This is a genomic window from Singulisphaera sp. GP187 (assembly GCF_900129635.1).
GTDB lineage: Bacteria > Planctomycetota > Planctomycetia > Isosphaerales > Isosphaeraceae > Singulisphaera.
Map to the genome: position 1 here is coordinate 1,400,798 of NZ_FSRB01000001.1, position 17,034 is coordinate 1,417,831.

The 17,034-nt window shown below is 64.9% G+C and carries 15 protein-coding genes; 6 read left to right on the plus strand and 9 right to left on the minus strand.

All coding sequences use genetic code 11. From position 1 onward, the window contains the following. Positions 1–57 precede the first annotated feature (57 nt). The 4 genes from BUS42_RS05450 to BUS42_RS05465 form a co-directional block, all read right to left on the minus strand. Complete coding sequence (locus tag BUS42_RS05450) at positions 58–1,008, minus strand: hypothetical protein (protein WP_074305933.1); 951 nt, start codon at positions 1,006–1,008, stop codon at positions 58–60. Then, positions 1,005–2,666, minus strand: coding sequence for a prenyltransferase/squalene oxidase repeat-containing protein (locus BUS42_RS05455; protein WP_074305935.1), 1,662 nt, complete (start codon positions 2,664–2,666; stop codon positions 1,005–1,007). The genes BUS42_RS05450 and BUS42_RS05455 overlap by 4 nt, the downstream gene beginning before the upstream one ends. A gap of 276 nt (positions 2,667–2,942) precedes the next feature. Further along, positions 2,943–3,794, minus strand: coding sequence for a 3-keto-disaccharide hydrolase (locus BUS42_RS05460; protein WP_074305937.1), 852 nt, complete (start codon positions 3,792–3,794; stop codon positions 2,943–2,945). 62 nt (positions 3,795–3,856) lie between these two features. Next, positions 3,857–4,138 (minus strand): hypothetical protein, encoded by a 282-nt coding sequence (locus BUS42_RS05465; RefSeq protein ID WP_074305939.1) that lies wholly within the window; start codon positions 4,136–4,138, stop codon positions 3,857–3,859. 231 nt (positions 4,139–4,369) lie between these two features. Here BUS42_RS05465 and BUS42_RS05470 point away from each other — a divergent pair, with 231 nt between their 5' ends. Further along, positions 4,370–5,239 (plus strand): hypothetical protein, encoded by an 870-nt coding sequence (locus tag BUS42_RS05470; RefSeq protein ID WP_074305941.1) that lies wholly within the window; start codon positions 4,370–4,372, stop codon positions 5,237–5,239. A gap of 25 nt (positions 5,240–5,264) precedes the next feature. Next, the gene (gene thiO, locus BUS42_RS05475; RefSeq protein ID WP_074305943.1) at positions 5,265–6,410 is read left to right on the plus strand and encodes a glycine oxidase ThiO; all 1,146 of its coding nucleotides are present in this window, start codon (positions 5,265–5,267) and stop codon (positions 6,408–6,410) included. Between the two features lie 256 nt (positions 6,411–6,666). On the opposite strand, the gene BUS42_RS05480 is transcribed toward thiO, so the two are convergent. Continuing rightward, the gene (locus BUS42_RS05480) at positions 6,667–8,076 is read right to left on the minus strand and encodes an amidase (protein WP_074305945.1); all 1,410 of its coding nucleotides are present in this window, start codon (positions 8,074–8,076) and stop codon (positions 6,667–6,669) included. Between the two features lie 147 nt (positions 8,077–8,223). Here BUS42_RS05480 and BUS42_RS05485 point away from each other — a divergent pair, with 147 nt between their 5' ends. Both BUS42_RS05485 and BUS42_RS05490 read left to right on the plus strand, forming a co-directional pair. Continuing rightward, a complete protein-coding gene (locus BUS42_RS05485) occupies positions 8,224–8,823 on the plus strand; it encodes a TetR/AcrR family transcriptional regulator (RefSeq protein ID WP_074305946.1) in 600 nt (199 codons plus the stop codon). Positions 8,824–9,126: 303 nt separating this feature from the next. After that, positions 9,127–10,062: a hypothetical protein gene (locus tag BUS42_RS05490; RefSeq protein ID WP_074305949.1), complete on the plus strand. Its 936-nt coding sequence runs from the start codon at positions 9,127–9,129 to the stop codon at positions 10,060–10,062. A gap of 44 nt (positions 10,063–10,106) precedes the next feature. On the opposite strand, the gene BUS42_RS05495 is transcribed toward BUS42_RS05490, so the two are convergent. Continuing rightward, positions 10,107–10,868 carry a DeoR/GlpR family DNA-binding transcription regulator gene (locus BUS42_RS05495; RefSeq protein ID WP_254053324.1) on the minus strand — a complete coding sequence of 254 codons (762 nt, stop codon included), beginning with the start codon at positions 10,866–10,868 and terminating at the stop codon, positions 10,107–10,109. 172 nt (positions 10,869–11,040) lie between these two features. On the opposite strand from BUS42_RS05495, the gene BUS42_RS05500 reads away from it, so the two are divergent. Both BUS42_RS05500 and BUS42_RS05505 read left to right on the plus strand, forming a co-directional pair. Then, positions 11,041–12,231, plus strand: a complete 1,191-nt coding sequence (locus BUS42_RS05500; protein WP_074305951.1) for an MFS transporter — start codon at positions 11,041–11,043, stop codon at positions 12,229–12,231. Positions 12,232–12,276: 45 nt separating this feature from the next. Next, the gene (locus tag BUS42_RS05505; RefSeq protein ID WP_074305953.1) at positions 12,277–13,113 is read left to right on the plus strand and encodes a Cof-type HAD-IIB family hydrolase; all 837 of its coding nucleotides are present in this window, start codon (positions 12,277–12,279) and stop codon (positions 13,111–13,113) included. Between the two features lie 21 nt (positions 13,114–13,134). Here the strand turns inward: BUS42_RS05505 and eutC are convergent, their stop codons facing one another. The 3 genes from eutC to BUS42_RS05520 are packed head-to-tail and all read right to left on the minus strand — an operon-like array spanning position 13,135 to position 16,899. Next, positions 13,135–13,926, minus strand: a complete 792-nt coding sequence (eutC, locus tag BUS42_RS05510; RefSeq protein ID WP_074305955.1) for an ethanolamine ammonia-lyase subunit EutC — start codon at positions 13,924–13,926, stop codon at positions 13,135–13,137. A gap of 38 nt (positions 13,927–13,964) precedes the next feature. Then, positions 13,965–15,548, minus strand: coding sequence for an amino acid permease (locus tag BUS42_RS05515; RefSeq protein WP_315850714.1), 1,584 nt, complete (start codon positions 15,546–15,548; stop codon positions 13,965–13,967). Further along, on the minus strand, positions 15,487–16,899 hold the full coding sequence (locus BUS42_RS05520) for an ethanolamine ammonia-lyase subunit EutB (protein WP_074305958.1): 1,413 nt from the start codon (positions 16,897–16,899) through the stop codon (positions 15,487–15,489). The genes BUS42_RS05515 and BUS42_RS05520 overlap by 62 nt, the downstream gene beginning before the upstream one ends. Between the last annotated feature and the right edge of the window lie 135 nt (positions 16,900–17,034).

Sequence of the window (17,034 nt, forward strand, 5' to 3'; positions counted from 1 at the left end):
GGCTCCGCCGGCTCGAGACTCGATCGCAAGGCGGTTGCTGAGATTGACGTGAAGACATCAATGAAGCGTTTCCTGAGCGAGGACCGCGAAGCCGTAACCGTCTCCCTTGGGGACCACGCTGAAACGAGTGACCCGGATCTCGGCCGGCTGTTTCCCGCGATAGCGGACCTCGAGCTGAGCCAGGGTGTTCTCCACCTGCTTGGGATAAAACTGGATCACAACTCCATCGCCAACATCAATGCCCGCCTTTTGAAGCAGGGCCACGTCCGACGCCTTCCGGCCCCGGCCTTGCCAGAGGAAGTAGAGCCGGTCGTCGCCCTGGCCCGACCCGCGGCGTTTGTCCGGCGTTGCGTTGGAGAAGTTGGAAACGTAGGTGAGCTGGTTGGGCCCGCTCACGACGGCCAGCTCGACTTTGAGAGCGTCCAGCTGGCGTGCATATTCGTCGGGGGTCTGGCCGGGGTTGTAGACGATGCTCCAGCGTTGCTCGCGAGGGACGCCTCCGTCGCCCGGCCCCAGACCGAGCCCAGGGCCGCCGGTGCCGATCTTCGACGCTTTGCGGCCGCTGGCGATCGCGCCTCCGGTTGGCATGACGGCACCCAGGTCGACTTCCGCGAGAGTCTGGCCGGCGTCGGCCACGGCATCGAGCATGGCGGAGGGGGTTTCCTGCACGGCGGGTTCCTCGAAGTCGCCGGCCACTTCCTCATTATTCGAGGCCTGGGCGGCGACCTCCGCGCCCGCGACGTCGATCTTCTCGGTCGAGCCCGGCGTGCCGTCCGGACTTCCTCCCCCACCACCGAACACGTCGACGATCTCAAGCGGAGCGGTCACTCGGGACGCATAGGCCTGGTTGGTCGCATAAACCAAGGCCAGCCAGCCGACGACCAGCAGGGCCCCGATGACGATGGCCATCAAGAGCGACGTGACGCGGTCGTAGATCGACTCGCCCCGGACTTGCGGTTCGGAATGACCGGTCTCCGCCGGTGCGGGAGTGCTCGCCTGCTGGGTCATCGTGGCTCCCTCGTGCCAGCCGCGGGTGCGGTTGCGGGCGATGGCACCGGCACCGAGGCACTGGTGGCGGTCGGATCCGACTTCTCATCGCTCTGGCCGTTGAGCTCGAGCGGACGGATCGTCTCGTACCAGGCCTTCCAGCGGTTCGCAGCCTCCTGGCGCTGCGCAGGAGTCGAAACCGAGGGGGGACCGAGGCCGTCGATCTTGCGACTGAGCAGTTGGAGGCCGAGCCGAGCGGTGTTGACCACTTCCTCATCGGGATCGGTCAGGGCGCCGATCAAGGGCGGAACGGCGTCGAGGTCGGCGGTGCGGCCGAGCGCCCAGGCGGCGGCCCGGCGCAGGCCTTGATCGGGGCTGATCAGCAGCTTTCGAAACCGCTCCTTGTGGGGGCGGAGCACGGCGGGCCCCTCCGTCTCATAGCGAGTCACCAGCCCTGAAAGTGCCGACTCGGCGAACTGGGCCCGAGGATCCTCGAGCACGGCAAGCATTCCCTCGACCGCGCCATTCATCGGCCGGCTGACGACGCGCCCCCCTGCGACCGTCATGCTCGACAGGTCCGTCGGCAGCCCTCGGCCACCGAGCAGGGTCCCCGCGCCCAGTCGCTTGATATCGATCCGCCGGAGGGTTTTGGCGGTCGAGCGGCTCAGGAACAGGATCGCCCAGACCGTGTTCATCGGCTCACCGTGGGCCGACGACCAGGCGCCGTGGGGCGTCTGGCTCGATTGGATAAATGCGCGACCCCGTTCGTACCAGTCGATGCGACCGAGCAACGCCTTATCGGCCAGGGCTCCGATCCGTTCGATGCCGTACAGTCCGTAGTAAATCGAGGGCCCGACGATCGGATTGGGCGCCGTGGTGAAGCTGGACGACAGCCAACTCATGCCGCCACCGATCGATTGGTCGATCCGGTTGAACGGGGTCTTGACGTCGTACCGGGTGTCGGTCCCTTCGGGGTTGAGCGGGACGAGCAGCGCACTTTGTTGCGACCTTGCCGTGCGATAGTGAGCCAACTGGCGCTTGCAGATCAGGAGACTGCCGACCCCCGCGGCGGTCATCGAGATCGTTTCGGGCTGGCCGGTTTCGTCCGGGTGATAGCGCCAACCGCCGGATGCGCTTTGGGTGGACATGAACCATTGGGCGGCGCGATCCCAGACACTCGCGGGCACGCGGGCTCCGCCGTTCTCCGCTTCCCAGAGACCGAGCACGGCATATTGGGAGATCGACGTGTCTCCATTGGTGCGACTGGTGTAGTCCCACGACCCGTTGGCCTTTTGCCGGCCGATCAGGAAGCTGGCCACTTGGTCGAGGTCGGCTCGTCTCGATTCCGCGTCGAGGTTGGCCAACGCCATGGCGATCACGGCGGCCTCGTAGACCTCGTGGCCGTTGGAGCGTTCCGGAGTGTAGCCTGAGCTCGTGAACCGCTGGCGGAGTTTCGCGAAGCAGGCGACGACCGCGGGGTCGTTCAGCGGAACGTCCCCTTTGATTAACGCCAGGGCGATCAGGGCCGTCTCTCCCGCTTGCTGGTCACCGGTATGCTGGCGGAGATAGGCGAGGCCCCGGTCGATCGCCGGGTCGTTCGCCGCGCGTACCGACGAACCGCCGACACCCAGCAGGGCCGTGGCAAGCACGCAGATCGAGATTGGAACCATCCGCGACATGGGAGCGACTTCCCCTTCCACCGTTCTCGGCAAGGGCGAACATGACCATTGTATCCCTCATGCGTGTCCGAGGGAAAGTTTCGCTCAACTTGATTCGAAACGCGTCGGTGAGCCTGCCCGCGACCGCGGGGGAAGTGAAGAGAGAGTTGACGCAGCCGAGGGGCAGGGGGCCGCATGGGCCCTCCTGCCCCCGGACCTAGACGATCCGCGGGGCAATGGCGCGAACCTGGGCGGAGTCTTAGGTTTAAGACAAGCGAATGGTCAAGCGCAGGGGCCTTACTTCACGAGCGGTCGGACTTCGATTTTGCGGAAGAAGAGCTCGGCCCCTTCGGACTGGAAGAGGATCTTGCCCTTGGTGAGGCTCGACTTGGTTCCGACGTTGACGACATAGCCGTTGACGATGTTGGTGATGGTGTCGCCGTCGCAGATCACTTCCATCCGGTTCCATTCACCGGTTGGCTTTTCGACGTCGCGCTTGCCACGGAAGCCGAGCACGTCTTTCCATTCCGGGTCGCGGCCCCACCAGTTGTAGCGCTGGTTGACCGTGACCTCATTCCCGCCCTTCTCGTAGTAGAGCTGCTTGTCGGTGGGGCCGACCCGGGTCTCGCAGGTCAGGCTGGGTCGAACGGCCTTACCGTCGATCGTCGCGCCGACCATGATGAAGTCACCGCAACCCCCTTCGATGATCTGGCACTCCTGGGACATCATCCAGCCGCTCCCCGCGGCGCCATCGGGCCCGACGCAGTGAAGCAGGATCCCCGAGTCGCGTGACCGCGCGACGCGAGGGGGCCAGGTCTTATTGCCCCATCGCCACTCGGCGATCAAGTGGTAGTTGCTGTATTCCTCTTGGGTGACGAACCCGCCCCATTCCTGCCCGGAGACGCGAATCTCGCCGTCCTTGACCGTGAAGACCTGGTTGGGGTCTTCCCGTTTATTGTCCTTCGTGTAGGTATAGAACCCGGTAAGGTCCTTGCCATTGAACTGGAAGATCGGCTCGCTCGTCTTGACGAGCGGGACGTCCTTGGCGAACGAGGGTACTTCCGTCGGCGAGTCGGCGACTCCCGAGAGGGGCAATAGCACGGTCAGGCCCAGGGCCAGGAAGGTCTTCGGAACACGCAACGGTGTCATCGTTCAACCTCGGCAAGAGAAACGAAAGAAGGAGGGGGTGGGTGGGTGGGGCAGAGTCGGAATCAAGAGCGTTGGCGGTGAATGTCGGCTCCTTGTCCACGGCAGATTGTCTCCACACGCGCCATCGACTTTTCGTCGGGGCATGCGATCGACAACACCATTCCCTGGCCGGTCTCGATCTGTTCGGGAGGAGTGACGCCGAGCCGATCGTTCGGAATGCCGATCGTGCCCAGGATCTGGATCACCAAGTTACCCTGCGCGGAGTTGCGGAAGAACGCAACGACTCGCGGCATCGGTCTGGCTTGCTCGCTGACCTTGCCCGGCCGGATCTGCGGGATTTCCATGGGACTTGCAAACCTCAAGGGGCGGACAACGGCCGTCGCCTACCTCCTCGGGCGGTACACGGCCGGAACCGGAAAAGGAGAGTTTGACCTCCCCGCAGTCGGGATGCAAGCCACGACCCCCCTTGCTTTCGCGTCGAGAAAACGAACGGCGAGTTCTCTGGCAATCGTGGCCTTGGCACCGCGCAACTTGTTAAGATCAGGTTTCATTCGAGGGGGGAGCTGCGCAGCACCATGACATTTTCGACGTGCATCGCCCTGACGCTGGTCCTCGGCTCCGGCGGCTCTCCGCTGGAACGCGTGGGACGGCTCGACGCTCCGGCGATCCGCGAGGCCTCGGGAATCGTCGCGAGCCGGCGCCATCCCGGAATCTTCTGGGTCCACAACGACTCCGGCAATCTGCCCTCGCTGTTCGCGGTCAAGCGCGATGGCTCATTGGTCCGCGAGTACCTGGTGCGTGTGCCGAACATCGATTGGGAAGACATTGCCATTGATAACGATGGCCATCTCTATCTGGGCGAGATCGGCAACAACGACGGTCGCTTGCCACTGCGGGCGATCCATCGGATCGACGAGCCCGACCCGACGCAACCCGGCACAGGCGCCCTGGTCGTCGAGGCGACCTCGTACTATCGCTTCCCACGTAGCGGCCGGTTCGATGCGGAGAGTCTGTTCCTTGATGCCGGCCGCGCGGTCGTCGTGGCCAAGACTTTCCACCGCGACGAGGCGGAACTCTTCGCGATTCCGCTCAGCCCCCCTGCGCCGCTGTTGAGGCCCGCGGTTCCCGAATCGCTGGGTCGGCTGCCCCAATTTCGTGAGCCGGCCACCGGCGCGGACCTCACGCGCGACGGCCGCCTCCTGGCGGTCTGCGCGGTCAATGTCGCCCGTGTCTACCAGCGCGACCGGTCGGGATTGTGGACGCTCGTCGGCACCGTCCGGTATCAAGCGGATGACGTCGAGGCGATCGCCTGGGACGGCCTTGACCTGGTCCTTGCCGGCGAGAACCGCGCGCTCTACCGGATCTCCGAGACTGGCTGGCGAACCGGTCGCGAAAAGGTTGCACCGGACCCTTCGCTTCGCTCCGCTGAACGATTTAGGAAATGATTCTCGCTTTGACTTTGATAGGGGAATGAGTCGATTGCAACACGATGTCGTCATCGTCGGAGGAGGGGTCATCGGCCTCTCGGTCGCTTACGCCTTGGCGAGAGAAGGGATTCACGCCACGCTTCTCGATCGGCGGGAGTTCGGCCGTGAGGCCTCCTGGGCCGGGGCCGGGTTGTTACCACCTGGTTCCGAACGGCCCCCTGCGCAACCGTACGAGCTGCTTCGTTCCTGGAGTGCCCGGCTCTACCCGAAGTGGTCGGAGATGCTCCGCGACGAGACGGGCATCGATAACGGGTTCCGCCGGACCGGCGGCGTCGATGTCGCCTGGACGGAGGACGAAGAGAACGCGCTGCGGACTTCGGCCGGTCGCTGGCGGAGCGACGGGATCGTCTACGAGCGGCTCGCTCCGGGCGACTACGTTCGCGTCGAACCCGCGTTGAACCCCACCCTTCGGGTCGTCTACTACCTGCCCGACCGCTCCCAGATCCGGAATCCGTGGCACCTCGACGCCCTCAAGGCGGCCATCGAGGCGCGTGGTGTTCGACTTCGTCCCAACGAGGCCGTGGTGGGCTTCGAAACCGCGGAGGGACGGGTTACGGCGGTTCGGACCGAGCAAGGGCGAATCCCGTGCGGACACGTCATCGTCACCGCAGGCGCGTGGTCGGCCAACCTGCTCGCGATGCTCGGGGTCCAGGCACCTACCCCGCCGGTCAAGGGGCAGATTGTCTTGCTCCGATCGCAAGGAATGGTCCTGAGGCGAATCGTCGAGCACGGCAGGATGTACCTGGTCCCGCGTGAAGACGGCCGGGTCCTGGTCGGGGCGACCGAGGAGGACGCGGGGTTCGACACCCGCACCACAACGCAGGGGGTTCGCGACCTGCTCGATGAGGCGATTCGACTCATTCCGGCCTTGGCCCACACCGAAGTGGAGCGCACCTGGGCGGGCCTGAGGCCCGGCAGTATCGACGGCCGACCGTATCTCGGAACCGTTCCCGGCTATTCGAACCTGCTCGTGGCAACCGGCCACAAACGCTCCGGGTTGCAACTCTCCCCCGCGACGGCCGAGGCAATCGCCGACCTCGTCCTGGATCGCCCGGCTCGAATTGACTTGAGCCTCTTCCGGATCGATCGCGAGCCAGCGCCCGCCACTGACGACGTTTTCCGCTCCTGAGTCGGCGACTCCGAGCGACTGTGCGGGGCGATTCGATCTTGTTAAGTGGGGGGGACGGCCCACCAGGATTTCTCTACAAGTCGGAACCAGCCGGGGATGACGATTGGTGTACGGTCAACCAGGCCTGCCACTAGTGGGTCATTCGGCTTGCCCGAGGCCATAAAGCCGGCCCGGGCCCCTCCCAACCGGGGACTGTGCACCCAGGAGATGTTTCACTCCTGGGTGCAGCGCTCTCCATGACTTCGCTCCTTCCCGGCTAGATGTCCGGGTGAAGGTCGCGAACAGGGCTTGCCGTCTCCAGCAGCGAAGCGAGGTGCAGAATCGTCGACTCGGCAAACCAGCTGGAGACCAACTGCACCCCGATCGGAAGTCCGTCAAGGCTCGTGCCGAACCTGATCGACAAGCCTGGAAGTCCGGTCACGTTCAACGGCACGGTCGCGCCCTGGATGTAGGAGGCGTCCACGGTCTGGCCGTTGATGGTGAACTCTGTGGCGCCATGGGTGTGGGCTGGGATCGGGAGCACCGGGCAGAGCAGCGCGTCGTAGCGTTGGAAGTAGTCGGCAAAGCCGTCCCTCAGTCGCTCCGCTGCCTGTTCGGCGTCGATGTAATCCTTCATGGACGTATCGGGCGTCGCGAGCATGGCCTTGGCCATCTTGTAGAGCTCATCGTCGCTGCGGCCGGCTGTCGCTATGGCGAAAGCGGGCTTGAGCTCCATCACGTGGAGGCGATTGAACGCGTCGAGGGCGAAATCGCGCTCGAGCACCGGGATACGCACGGGCTCGACGACGCAGCCGGCAACCATGAGCGCCTCGGCCGCCGCCTGCACGGTGGCACCAACCTCGGGGTCGATCGGCCCGAAGCCGGGCTCGACCAGCCAGCCCACCCGAAGCGGTCGATCCGGCGAGGCTCCCACCCCAACGTCGAAGCCGAGAGTCGTCGTGGAGAAGCCATCGGTGCCATCCGGCCCAACGAGGAGCGAATAGGCCAAAGCGATATCGCGAACGCTACGCGCCATCGGGCCCACATGCCAGTTGCGACGTGGCACCCGCGGCCAAATTCCGGTCATCGGGATGCGCCCATGCGTGGGTTTGAGACCAATGATGCCGGTATTCGCTGCCGGGCCTCGCACGGAGATAGCGAGATCGGTACCAAGTCCCAGCGGCGACATGCCCGCCGCGATCGCGGCAGACTCTCCGCCGCTCGACCCGCCGGGCGTGCGATCGAGATTCCAGGGGTTGTTAGCTCTTCCGGTGAGCAGGTTGTCGGTCTCGGTCGAGTAGGAGAATTCGGGGAGGTTCGTCTTCGCGATCAGGATCGCGCCGGCGGCCTTCAGTCGCGCGACGCTGGTGGCGTCCGCCTTAGGGATGCGGCCTCGGAATATCGGCGAGCCGCGCTGGGTCAGCACCCCCGCGGTGTCGATCGAATCCTTCGCCGTGAAGGGCACCCCGTGCAGGGGGCCGAGCTCGTCACCAGCCAGGATCGCCGCATCCGCCGCCCTCGCGGCCTCAAGTACGCCGTCCGCGACCGTGACGATCGCGTTGAGCTCGGGGTTGACGGCCTCGATGCGGTCGAGGTGCGCCCGCATGACCTCGACCGGCGAGACTTCACGAGCGCGGATCAGTTCAGCCAGCTTAGTTGCGTCGGTACGGATGATGTCGGTGTTCATCAGCCTCCCTCCCTACCAAGTAGTTGGTGGATTGACCATCAACGTTGACTTCCCTACCAAGTGGTTGGTAGATTCACTCTAGGGGACGATTCTTCCTTGTCAAGGCGCGCCTATCGTTTTGGGGTCGAGTGGGCAGGAGGCGGTGAAATGACTTCAGACTCTCGGGAAAAGATCCTGGCCGCGGCAAAACGGGTCGCGCAGGCTCGTGGCTACAGTGGCTTGAATTTCCGCGACGTCGCGGAGGTCGTGGGCATCAAGGCCGCGAGTATCTACCACCACTTCCCGAGCAAGGCCGATCTCGGCGCGGCGGTAGCCAGGCGTTATTGGGAGGACTCCGCGGCGGCTCTTGAGGCCATGTCGGCCGAAGCCTCGGATCCGATCCGCTGCCTGAGCCTCTATCCCGAGACGTTTCGCACAGCGCTCGAGAATGAGAATCGCCTGTGCCTCTGCAGCTTCATGGCCGCAGAATACGACGACTTGCCGGAGCTGGTGAAGAATGAGGTCCAGACCTTCGCCGACATCAATGTGGCATGGCTCAGCAGGGTCCTATCCGCTGCGGCGGTGACCGGTCCCGAAGAGAGCGAACAGCGGGCCCGCGCCATCTTCGCCGCCGTCGCCGGCGCACAGCTTTTTGCAAGGAGCCGCTCCGATATCTCGCTCTATGACGCGTTGATCGTGGGCTATCGCGCGGCCGGCCTCCTACCAGCGACTGGCGAACTCATAGCCGACGTTCGCTGCGCCCCCTAGACCGCCTTTGCTGCACTCGGGTGTTCCACCAGGTCGTGTTTGCTTTAGGCGTTTCTCGCTTCGCAGGTCGGGTGCTTTCGGATTCCGCTTCGATCCGGTCCTTTCGGGACGGCCTGCGGCCCCATTCGCCGGTCTGCGAGACCTGCTTATGGCTACGAGCAAGCCAAATGACCCACGAACAGGTTGGCCCGAGTGGGAGCACTTTCCACCTCGCGGGTAAAACCTGGTGGGCCGTGCCCACCCTCCAAGTTAGAATGGCCTCGCGCCCACGTTTTTCATGAGGATTGAGGAAGGAATTTCACGATGCCGCGGCCTTTGATTCTATTGGGAAGTTTGCTGGTGGTCGGCTTGACGGTCGGCCTTGAAGCGGCCGCGGAGTCCAGTGCCGAGGCCAAAGCGCAGGGCCAGGGCATTTGCCCGACCGACTCATCCCGAGCGATCGCTCGGAAGATTCTCGATGACTCGCTCCCCCAAGCCGAGCGTGAGGCACTCGTCGCCCAACATCCCGAGACGTCGGCGGAACTGATCGTCGCGATGGTGGAGGACCTGACCCCGGGCACGGACGAGGAGTATCGCCGGATTCCCTGGATTTGGCGAGTCGCGATCGCGGGAGGCCGGCGCAACGATGTCAAGGAACTCGCACAGCTTCTCGACGCGTCGCTGCCGGCTCCGTCGGCTCGTCTCGACGATTGGCGCGCGGTTGTCATCGGCGGCGGCCTGATTAACGGAGTCAGCCTCGAGGACGTTTGGCCGGCCGTGCGGTTCGAGCAAGTCCTCGCCGGTCGTCCTGATCTCATGCCGCGGTGGCGCGAGGCGATCAAGCTCGCGTCGGTGATGGCCGATGACGATAAAATCAAGACAGGCACACGTTATGATGCATTGCGGATGCTCGGTGTTGAGCCCTGGGACCGGAGCGGTGCTCAGCTCTTCCGCTACCTGGTCAAGGGCGTTCATCCCGAACTGCAACAGGGGGGTGTCAGTGGCCTGGCCGACGTTCCGACTCCGTGCGCCGGGCCTGCCCTGCTGTCGGGCATGAACCACTATTCGCCTCACGTTCAGAATTTCGCCCTTGATGCCTTGCTTCGCGATGAAGGCCGGGTTTCTGCCCTCCTCGACGCCGTGGCGGAAGGCCGGCTTGCGAAGAGTAAGCTGGGGGCGAAGCGGATTGCGACGCTGGTGAACTACCCGCAAGAAGACCTGAAACGACGCGCAGTCGAGCTCCTGGGCACCGAGAAGTAAGCCGTCTTTGGGGTATTGTCGCTTTTAAGGCGAGCGAAGATTGATCAGGCCAGGACGATTTCGATTCCCAACTCGCGGAGTTGCTGGAGCACTTCCGGCGAAGCATCGCGGTCGGTCACCAGATGGGTCACGCGGCCTGCCGGGGCGATCAGGTGTGACGAGACCGTGCCGAGTTTTTCGCCGGTCGCGAGCACGATGACCCGCGACGCATAAGCGACCATCGCGCGCTTGACCTCGGCTTCTTCGGCGTCGAACGTCGTGATCCCGGCTTCGGGATGGACGGCGGCCGCGCCGAGGATGCAGACATCCGGACGGATCAACCGATAGGCGTCGACCGTTGCGACGCCGTTACTGGCACGCGCTGACTTGAAGAGACGGCCGCCGATGACGATGCCCTCGGCCACTGGGTGCTCGGCCAACGCCGTGGCGGCCGGGAGACTATGGGTGACCACCGTGACGGCGAAATCGGCGGGCAGGTTTTCGATCACCGCCAGCGACGTCGTGCCGGCATCCAGCGCAATGAGCTCGCCCGGGTGCAAGAGCCGGACGGCGGCGGCGCCGATCCGCCGCTTGGCCTCGGTCGATTCCTTCTGTCGCGAGGAATATTCCACCGAGATCGACGACCGGGGCAACGCGCCTCCATGGACCCGCTGCAGCAAACCCGCCTTATCCAACTCGCGCAGGTCGCGGCGAATCGTGTCCTCCGAGACGCCGAACCGCCGGCTCAGTCCCGAAGCCAGGACCTTACCTTCGCGCTGGAGCACCTCGAGCAAAGCCCGTTGTCGCTCGGCAGTGAGCATGAGCATAAACCCTCCCGACTTTTCCACAGTTTAACAGATCCCGCACAAACCCGCTTCAATCCGCATGAAGATTGCGGGTAGTTGCATGGTTAGCCTTGATTCCGCGGATATCGCGTCAATAATAAGGGCTGAGTCGGCATTTGCGTGCAGTATCAAGCATGAGGCCCGGTGTTTTTCCATGGATTCAACGTCGCTGATCCCAATCGGCTCGGCACCACGCCTGGTTACCCTCCGGTGGTCGCGGCTGGCGATCTTCACGATGTTCGCGGTGGATGGGGTTGGGTTTGGGGCGTGGGCGGCCTTCTTGCCCACGTTCAAGGCGAACCTGGGATTGAGTGATGGCGGACTGAGCATCCCCTTATTTGCGATGGTCACCGGCAGCCTGTTCACGATGCCGGTGGCAGGCCGGATTCTTACCCGTCGCGGTAGCCGAGGCGTGGTGCTCGTTTCGGCGCTCTGTTTTAGCAGCTTGCTCCCCTTGCTGGCGCTGGCGTCCATCGCCCCCGGTGGTTTTCTCCTCTTCACGCTGGCCGCGATGCTTTTTGGCGGCTCCAAGGGGGCGTTGGACGTCTCCGCGAACGCCCAGGCCGTGGTGGCTGAGCGCGCTGGGGAGCGTCCGCTGGTCTCGGCCTGCCATGGATTCTGGAGTCTGGGCCTGCTTTGCGGATCGGCTTTGGCGGCCGTCGCGCTGGAGTTTCGCGTCCCGCCACCGCTCGCGATGCTGGTCGCGGGGCTCGCGCTGCTGGGGCTGAGTACGATCGCGTCGGGGCAGCTTCGCAATGACGATCAGGTCACTTCGCCCGATGAGAAAGACGCGACCCTTTGGCCACGCGGACGGCTGATGTCGCTCGCGATCCTGGCTTTCTTCGCACTCTTTTGCGAGGGGGCGATGGGCGATTGGGGGGCGATCTACCTGGCGGGTGAGGTCGGGGTGGCCGCGCCTTCGGCGGCATTCGGATACTCGGTCTATGCGATGGCGATGACGGTCGGGCGATTCGCCGGAGATGGGCTGGTCGCGCGGCTCGGATCGTCCGCCCTGTTACGCGTCAGCGCTCTCTTTGTGGCGGCGGGGTTGGGGGCCGCACTGGCGCTCCGGTCCTACACGGCCGCCCTCACCGGGTTCGTCTTCGTCGGGTTGGGTCTCGCCAACATGGTCCCGATCCTGTTCCGCTCAGCGGGGCGGGAAGACCGCGCCGGCGGGGCGATCGCCTCGGTCGCGACCGTCGGCTCCTTCGGTTTTTTGATTGGCCCGCCGATCATCGGAGCCCTCAGCAGGGTTGTTGGGTTGTCACATGCGCTCACCGTCGTGGTGGCGTTTGGCGTGATGATCGCGGCCTGTGCCCGGCTTGCCGTCGATCGGGGTCGTTGAAACGGTCGAAATTCAAAAATTCAAACAACGAAAGATTGTTCATTCATGCGGAATTCAAAATTTCCTTACTCGCTTGCCGCGATCGACATCGACGACACGCTCGTCGGACCCGACAAGAAAATCAGTTGGGAAAATCGCCGAGCGATCGAACAGTTGCAGGCCCTTGGCTGCCGCGTCGTCCTGGCTTCGGGCCGTCGCCATGCGAATATGCTGTCGTTTTGTGACGAGTTGGGCCTGGATGATTTCGTGGTCTCGTGCCAAGGAGCCCGGGTGGAGCACCTCCGAACCGGGGAACTGATCCACCACGCCACCTTGATGCCGACCGACCAGGCGTCGTTGGTGGCGGAAGGGCACCGTCGTGGCTTTACCGTGATGCTCTGGCTTCGGGAAACGGTTTTTGCCGAAGTGGCAACCTTCTGGGTTGAGAATTACAGCAAACACGCGGGCGACGACCAGGTCACGATCGCAGACCTGCTGCCACTCACCTCGCGTCCGGCGGAGAAGATCATCTGGGCCGCCGACCCCGCGCGGATTACATCAACGTCGACAGAAATGGAATCACGTTATGCGGGTCAGTTGTCGGTGACGATCACCGAGGACTGGTATCTCGAGTTCACGGCGCTCAACGCGAACAAAGACGACGGGGTCGCGGCCTTGGCCCGTCATCTTGAGATCCCTCGATCCGCGGTCCTGGCGTTCGGCGACGGCCATAACGACGTTTCGCTCCTGTCATGGGCCGGGATGGGCGTGGCGATGCCCCACGGGCGCGATGCGGCACGATTGGCGGCTCGGATCGTGGCCAGCGACGGCAATCCGGAATCGGCCCTGGCCCGCGCGGTGGACCAATTGGTCGGTGAATACCAGAGTGGCTGGGTGGTGTGAGCGGGTTCCCTTTCCCCCCGCTCAGGAATGGGTCGGAGGCCCAAGCTCCCCACTCGCCGAAGTCGCGCCGAGCGAGACGCCACTCCGCTTTTGCCGGAGCATCGTGGTCGCGAGTTCGAAGATTTGCCGTGCGGCCTCGTCAGGGGGGAGGCCGCGGGCGTGGATGTTGGAGATGAGGTTGCGGTGCGCGTCGGTATGCCCGGCGCGAGGTCGATAGGCCATGTAGGCGGAAAGACTCTTCGACGTCGACAGGCCAGGCCGCTCACCGACCAGGAGCAGAACGAGCGCCGGGTCGAGCCTCTCGCCGATGTCGTTGAGCACTCCGACCCGGCAGTAGCGCACGACGAACGGTCGGCCGAACGACCAGCCCCGTGCCTTGGCTCCGGCCTCCAGCAACGGGAGCAGGGCAGGGACCTGGGCGGCGACGGCGGCTGCGGAGAGGCCGTCACCGATCGCGACTTGGAGGGTGGCCCCACGCGGGCACTGGGCGTCCAGCGTGGCAAGGGTGCCGGCGTCGAGCTGCCTCCCGAGGTCGGGACGCATCAGGAATTCCCGCTTCGAGAGCGCTTGCGTGCCCACCTCGAAGAGGCCGAACCGCTCGATGAGCTCCGGGCCGAGGTCGCGGACCAGGTCCAGCTCGCCACGGACGGCGTCGAGGGCGGCGGCGTGGTCCTGCCGGAGGTCGAGCAGAGCCGAGGTCGGGTAGCTCGCCCCGGCGCGGCCGACCAGGACTCGCGCGGGGGTCCGAGCGCGAATCGCGTCGAACCGGAGCGCTGGGTTATCCTCGCCCCGGGCTGCCAGCGGATCGGCCATGACGTCCTCCTTCGGACTCGACGGCGGAGACTGGGGAATCAATCATGCTCACGCGCGGCCAGGCTGCCGGCCGCGTCAATTCGAGGTGGCCCTGGGAATCGCTTACGCTCGGATCCGAACCAGGCGAGGGCAAGGACCAGGGCGGACGAGCCGACGACCCAGACGGAACGATCGTTGGGCGGCTGCATGCCGATCGCGATCAGCACGAGGCATCCGACCACGCTCAAGGCCGCCAGCGGCCGATACCAGGGGCCGATGTTCCAGGGGCCCATCGTCGTCCAGGACCGACCGTACGCGACGAGGCCGAGTGCCGTCGGAACAACATACGAGAGGTAGAGAAAAATGACGCAGACCGCGGTGATCGTGGAATAGATCGGGGTCCAGACGGTGAACAGGACCGAGGCAATCGAGACGGTCCAGATCGCGACGGCCGGGGTTTGGTGGGCCTGGCTGACGCGGCGCACCGCCGAGGAACAGGGCAGGCCGCCGTCTCTGGCGAATGCGAACGCCATCCGCGAGGCGGAAGTCACGGTGGCCAGTCCGCAGAGGTATTGGGCCACGACGATGCCGACCGTCAAGAGCACCGCGATCGGGCCGGGAATCACCCGATCGACGATCGAGAGGAACGCCCCTTCGCCCTGCGCGGCGGCTTCACCCAGGTCGGGCGCGGCCAGGACGACCGCGCTCAGCAGCCCCCAGCCGGCGAGCCCGGAGATCACGACCGAGCTGACGATGCCGCGCGGCACGGCGTGCGCGGCCGATCGGGTCTCCTCGGAGGCGTGGGCCGGGGCATCGAAGCCGGTGACCGTGTAGGACGGCAGCAGCAGGCCCAAGGCAAACAGGAGGGTCAGGCTGCCGGACGCCGGCCAAACGTTGCCCCCCGCCGGCCCGCTGTAGTTGGTGAAGGTGACCAGCCGGGTCGGATCGAGGCTGGGGGCGAACGCGAGCAAGGCGATCGCGAGTGCGGCAGAGACGCCCACGATCAGAAAGCCGCTGAAGTCGGTCAGCCGGGTCGTCGCCCGGATCCCCATATGGTTGATCGCGGCGTGCGAGGCCGTGAGCAAAGCGACTCCCAGCGCCTGGGCCGCCGGCTCCAGCCACCAGGCCGACAACCCGAGACGTGGGCCGAGTGCCCCGACGGCGAAGCGATAGGTGCCGACGTTGATCGCCGCGAGCACGGTGACGAGGCCGGCGAGGTTGAACCAGGCGGTGGCCCAACCCCAGCCTCGGCCGCCCAGCAGCGAAGCCCAGTGATAGAGGCCGCCGGCTGTCGGGAACGCCGAGGCCAGTTGCGCCATGGTCGCGGCGACGATCAGCGAGAAGAGGCAGGCCAGCGGCCAGCCCAGCCCGATCGAGGCCCCGCCCACGGCACTCAGACCGAGATGAAACGAGGTCACTCCCCCCGAAAGGATGCAGATGATCGAAAGCGAGAGCGCCAGGCTCGAGAACGCGCTCATGCGCCGAGATAGCTCCTGGGCGTATCCCATGGCGTGCAGCGTCCGCACGTCGTCGTCGTCCCCGTCCTCGTCGCGTTTGCCGTCGCCTTGCGCCAACTGCATCTCAGTGGGTTCCCTCGAGGACTGATTCGAGTTTTGGCATGAGTTTGCGCAATTCCGCGGCATTGGAGAGGGAGAGTTCGCCGCCTCGGAAGATGCCCAGCCGCTCCAGCCAGTCGAGAAATTCGGGAGCGGGTCGCAGGCCGAATAACCGGCGGACGCCGAGGGCGTCATGATAGCTGGTCGATTGATAGTTTAGCATCACGTCGTCTGCGCAGGGGACGCCCATGAAGAAGTTGCAACCCGCGGCCGAGAGCAAGAGCAGCAGGTTGTCGGCCGAGTTCTGGTCGGCGTCAGTGTGGTTCGTATAGCAGACGTCGCAGCCCATCGGCAGACCGAGGAGTTTGCCCATGAAGTGATCTTCCAAACCGGCGCGGAGGATCTGCCGCTCGTCAAATAGGTATTCGGGACCGATGAAGCCGACGACGCTGTTGACCAGGAACGGGTCGAGTGTGCGGGCCAGGCCGTAAGCTCTCGCCTCCAGGGTGAGCTGGTCGACGCCCTGATGGGCGCCCGATGAGAGGGCGCTCCCTTGCCCGGTCTCGAGGTACATGACCTGGTCGCCGGCCCAGGCGACGTCGCGGCCCCGGTGATGTTCGAGCACTCGCTCTCGCCCTTCGCGAAGCAGGGAGAGGCTCACTCCGAAGCTGGCGTTGGCCGCCTCGGTGCCGGCGATCGACTGGAAGAGCAGGTCCACCGGTGCGCCTCGATCGAGCGCCTGGAGCTGAGTTGTGATGTGGGCCAGGCAGCACGCCTGCGTCGGGATCGCATAGGCGTCGATCAGTCGCGCGAGTCCGGCGAGGATTGCGACGGTCGCCTCGACCGACCCGGAGGCGGGGTTGACCCCGATCATCGCGTCGCCGCAGCCGTACATCAAGCCGTCGACGGCCGAGAGCAAGATTCCGACGAGGTCATCGCTCGGGTGGTTGGGTTGGATCCGAATTCCGAGCACCCCGCGCTCGCCCATCGTGTTCCGACAGCGCGTAACGGTACGGATCTTATGGGCGGCCAGGACCAGGTCCTTGTTGCCCATCAACTTCGTGACCGCCGCGACGATCTCGGGCGTGATCGCCGCCCGGGCGGAATTCAGGTCGGCGGTCGTCGTGCCATCGTCGAGGAGCCAGTCGCGGAAACCGCCGACGGTCATCCCGTGAATCGCGGGGCAAGCTTGGCGGTCGAGCGAATCGACGATCAGGCGGCTGACATCGTCGTGGTCGGGATCGATCAGCGGGTGGTCGATGATCTCCGCGAGGCTCACGTCGGCGAGCACACGCTTCGCGGCGATCCGCTCCCGTTCCGACCCGGCCGCGAGCCCCGCCAGGCGATCGCCCGACTTCTCCTCGTTCGCCTTGGCGAACACGGTACGCAGATCCTCGAAGACGAATCGCTCGGACCTGACAACAGTGGATAGGTTCATGACAACTCGCCTCACACCCTGCAGTCCAACCCCAGGAGATCCTCAGGGACCGGGTCGTTTTGGGGTATGCTCGATTTTACCAGGTTCTTTGCCAGTTTCTTGAAGCAAAACCCATAGAATGAGAATCCAGGTGCA

Bases quoted from the DNA above. Each gene is read 5' to 3' on its own strand.
- BUS42_RS05505 (WP_074305953.1), top strand. From the start codon at position 12,277: ATGCGGAATTCAAAATTTCCTTACTCGCTTGCCGCGATCGACATCGAC.
- BUS42_RS05515 (WP_315850714.1), bottom strand. From the start codon at position 15,548: ATGCCGCGGAATTGCGCAAACTCATGCCAAAACTCGAATCAGTCCTCG.
- thiO (WP_074305943.1), top strand. From the start codon at position 5,265: ATGAGTCGATTGCAACACGATGTCGTCATCGTCGGAGGAGGGGTCATC.
- BUS42_RS05490 (WP_074305949.1), top strand. From the start codon at position 9,127: ATGCCGCGGCCTTTGATTCTATTGGGAAGTTTGCTGGTGGTCGGCTTG.
- BUS42_RS05460 (WP_074305937.1), bottom strand. From the start codon at position 3,794: ATGACACCGTTGCGTGTTCCGAAGACCTTCCTGGCCCTGGGCCTGACC.
- BUS42_RS05470 (WP_074305941.1), top strand. From the start codon at position 4,370: ATGACATTTTCGACGTGCATCGCCCTGACGCTGGTCCTCGGCTCCGGC.
- BUS42_RS05500 (WP_074305951.1), top strand. From the start codon at position 11,041: ATGGATTCAACGTCGCTGATCCCAATCGGCTCGGCACCACGCCTGGTT.
- BUS42_RS05465 (WP_074305939.1), bottom strand. From the start codon at position 4,138: ATGGAAATCCCGCAGATCCGGCCGGGCAAGGTCAGCGAGCAAGCCAGA.
- BUS42_RS05455 (WP_074305935.1), bottom strand. From the start codon at position 2,666: ATGTCGCGGATGGTTCCAATCTCGATCTGCGTGCTTGCCACGGCCCTG.
- BUS42_RS05520 (WP_074305958.1), bottom strand. From the start codon at position 16,899: ATGAACCTATCCACTGTTGTCAGGTCCGAGCGATTCGTCTTCGAGGAT.
- BUS42_RS05495 (WP_254053324.1), bottom strand. From the start codon at position 10,868: ATGCTCATGCTCACTGCCGAGCGACAACGGGCTTTGCTCGAGGTGCTC.
- BUS42_RS05450 (WP_074305933.1), bottom strand. From the start codon at position 1,008: ATGACCCAGCAGGCGAGCACTCCCGCACCGGCGGAGACCGGTCATTCC.
- eutC (WP_074305955.1), bottom strand. From the start codon at position 13,926: ATGGCCGATCCGCTGGCAGCCCGGGGCGAGGATAACCCAGCGCTCCGG.
- BUS42_RS05480 (WP_074305945.1), bottom strand. From the start codon at position 8,076: ATGAACACCGACATCATCCGTACCGACGCAACTAAGCTGGCTGAACTG.
- BUS42_RS05485 (WP_074305946.1), top strand. From the start codon at position 8,224: ATGACTTCAGACTCTCGGGAAAAGATCCTGGCCGCGGCAAAACGGGTC.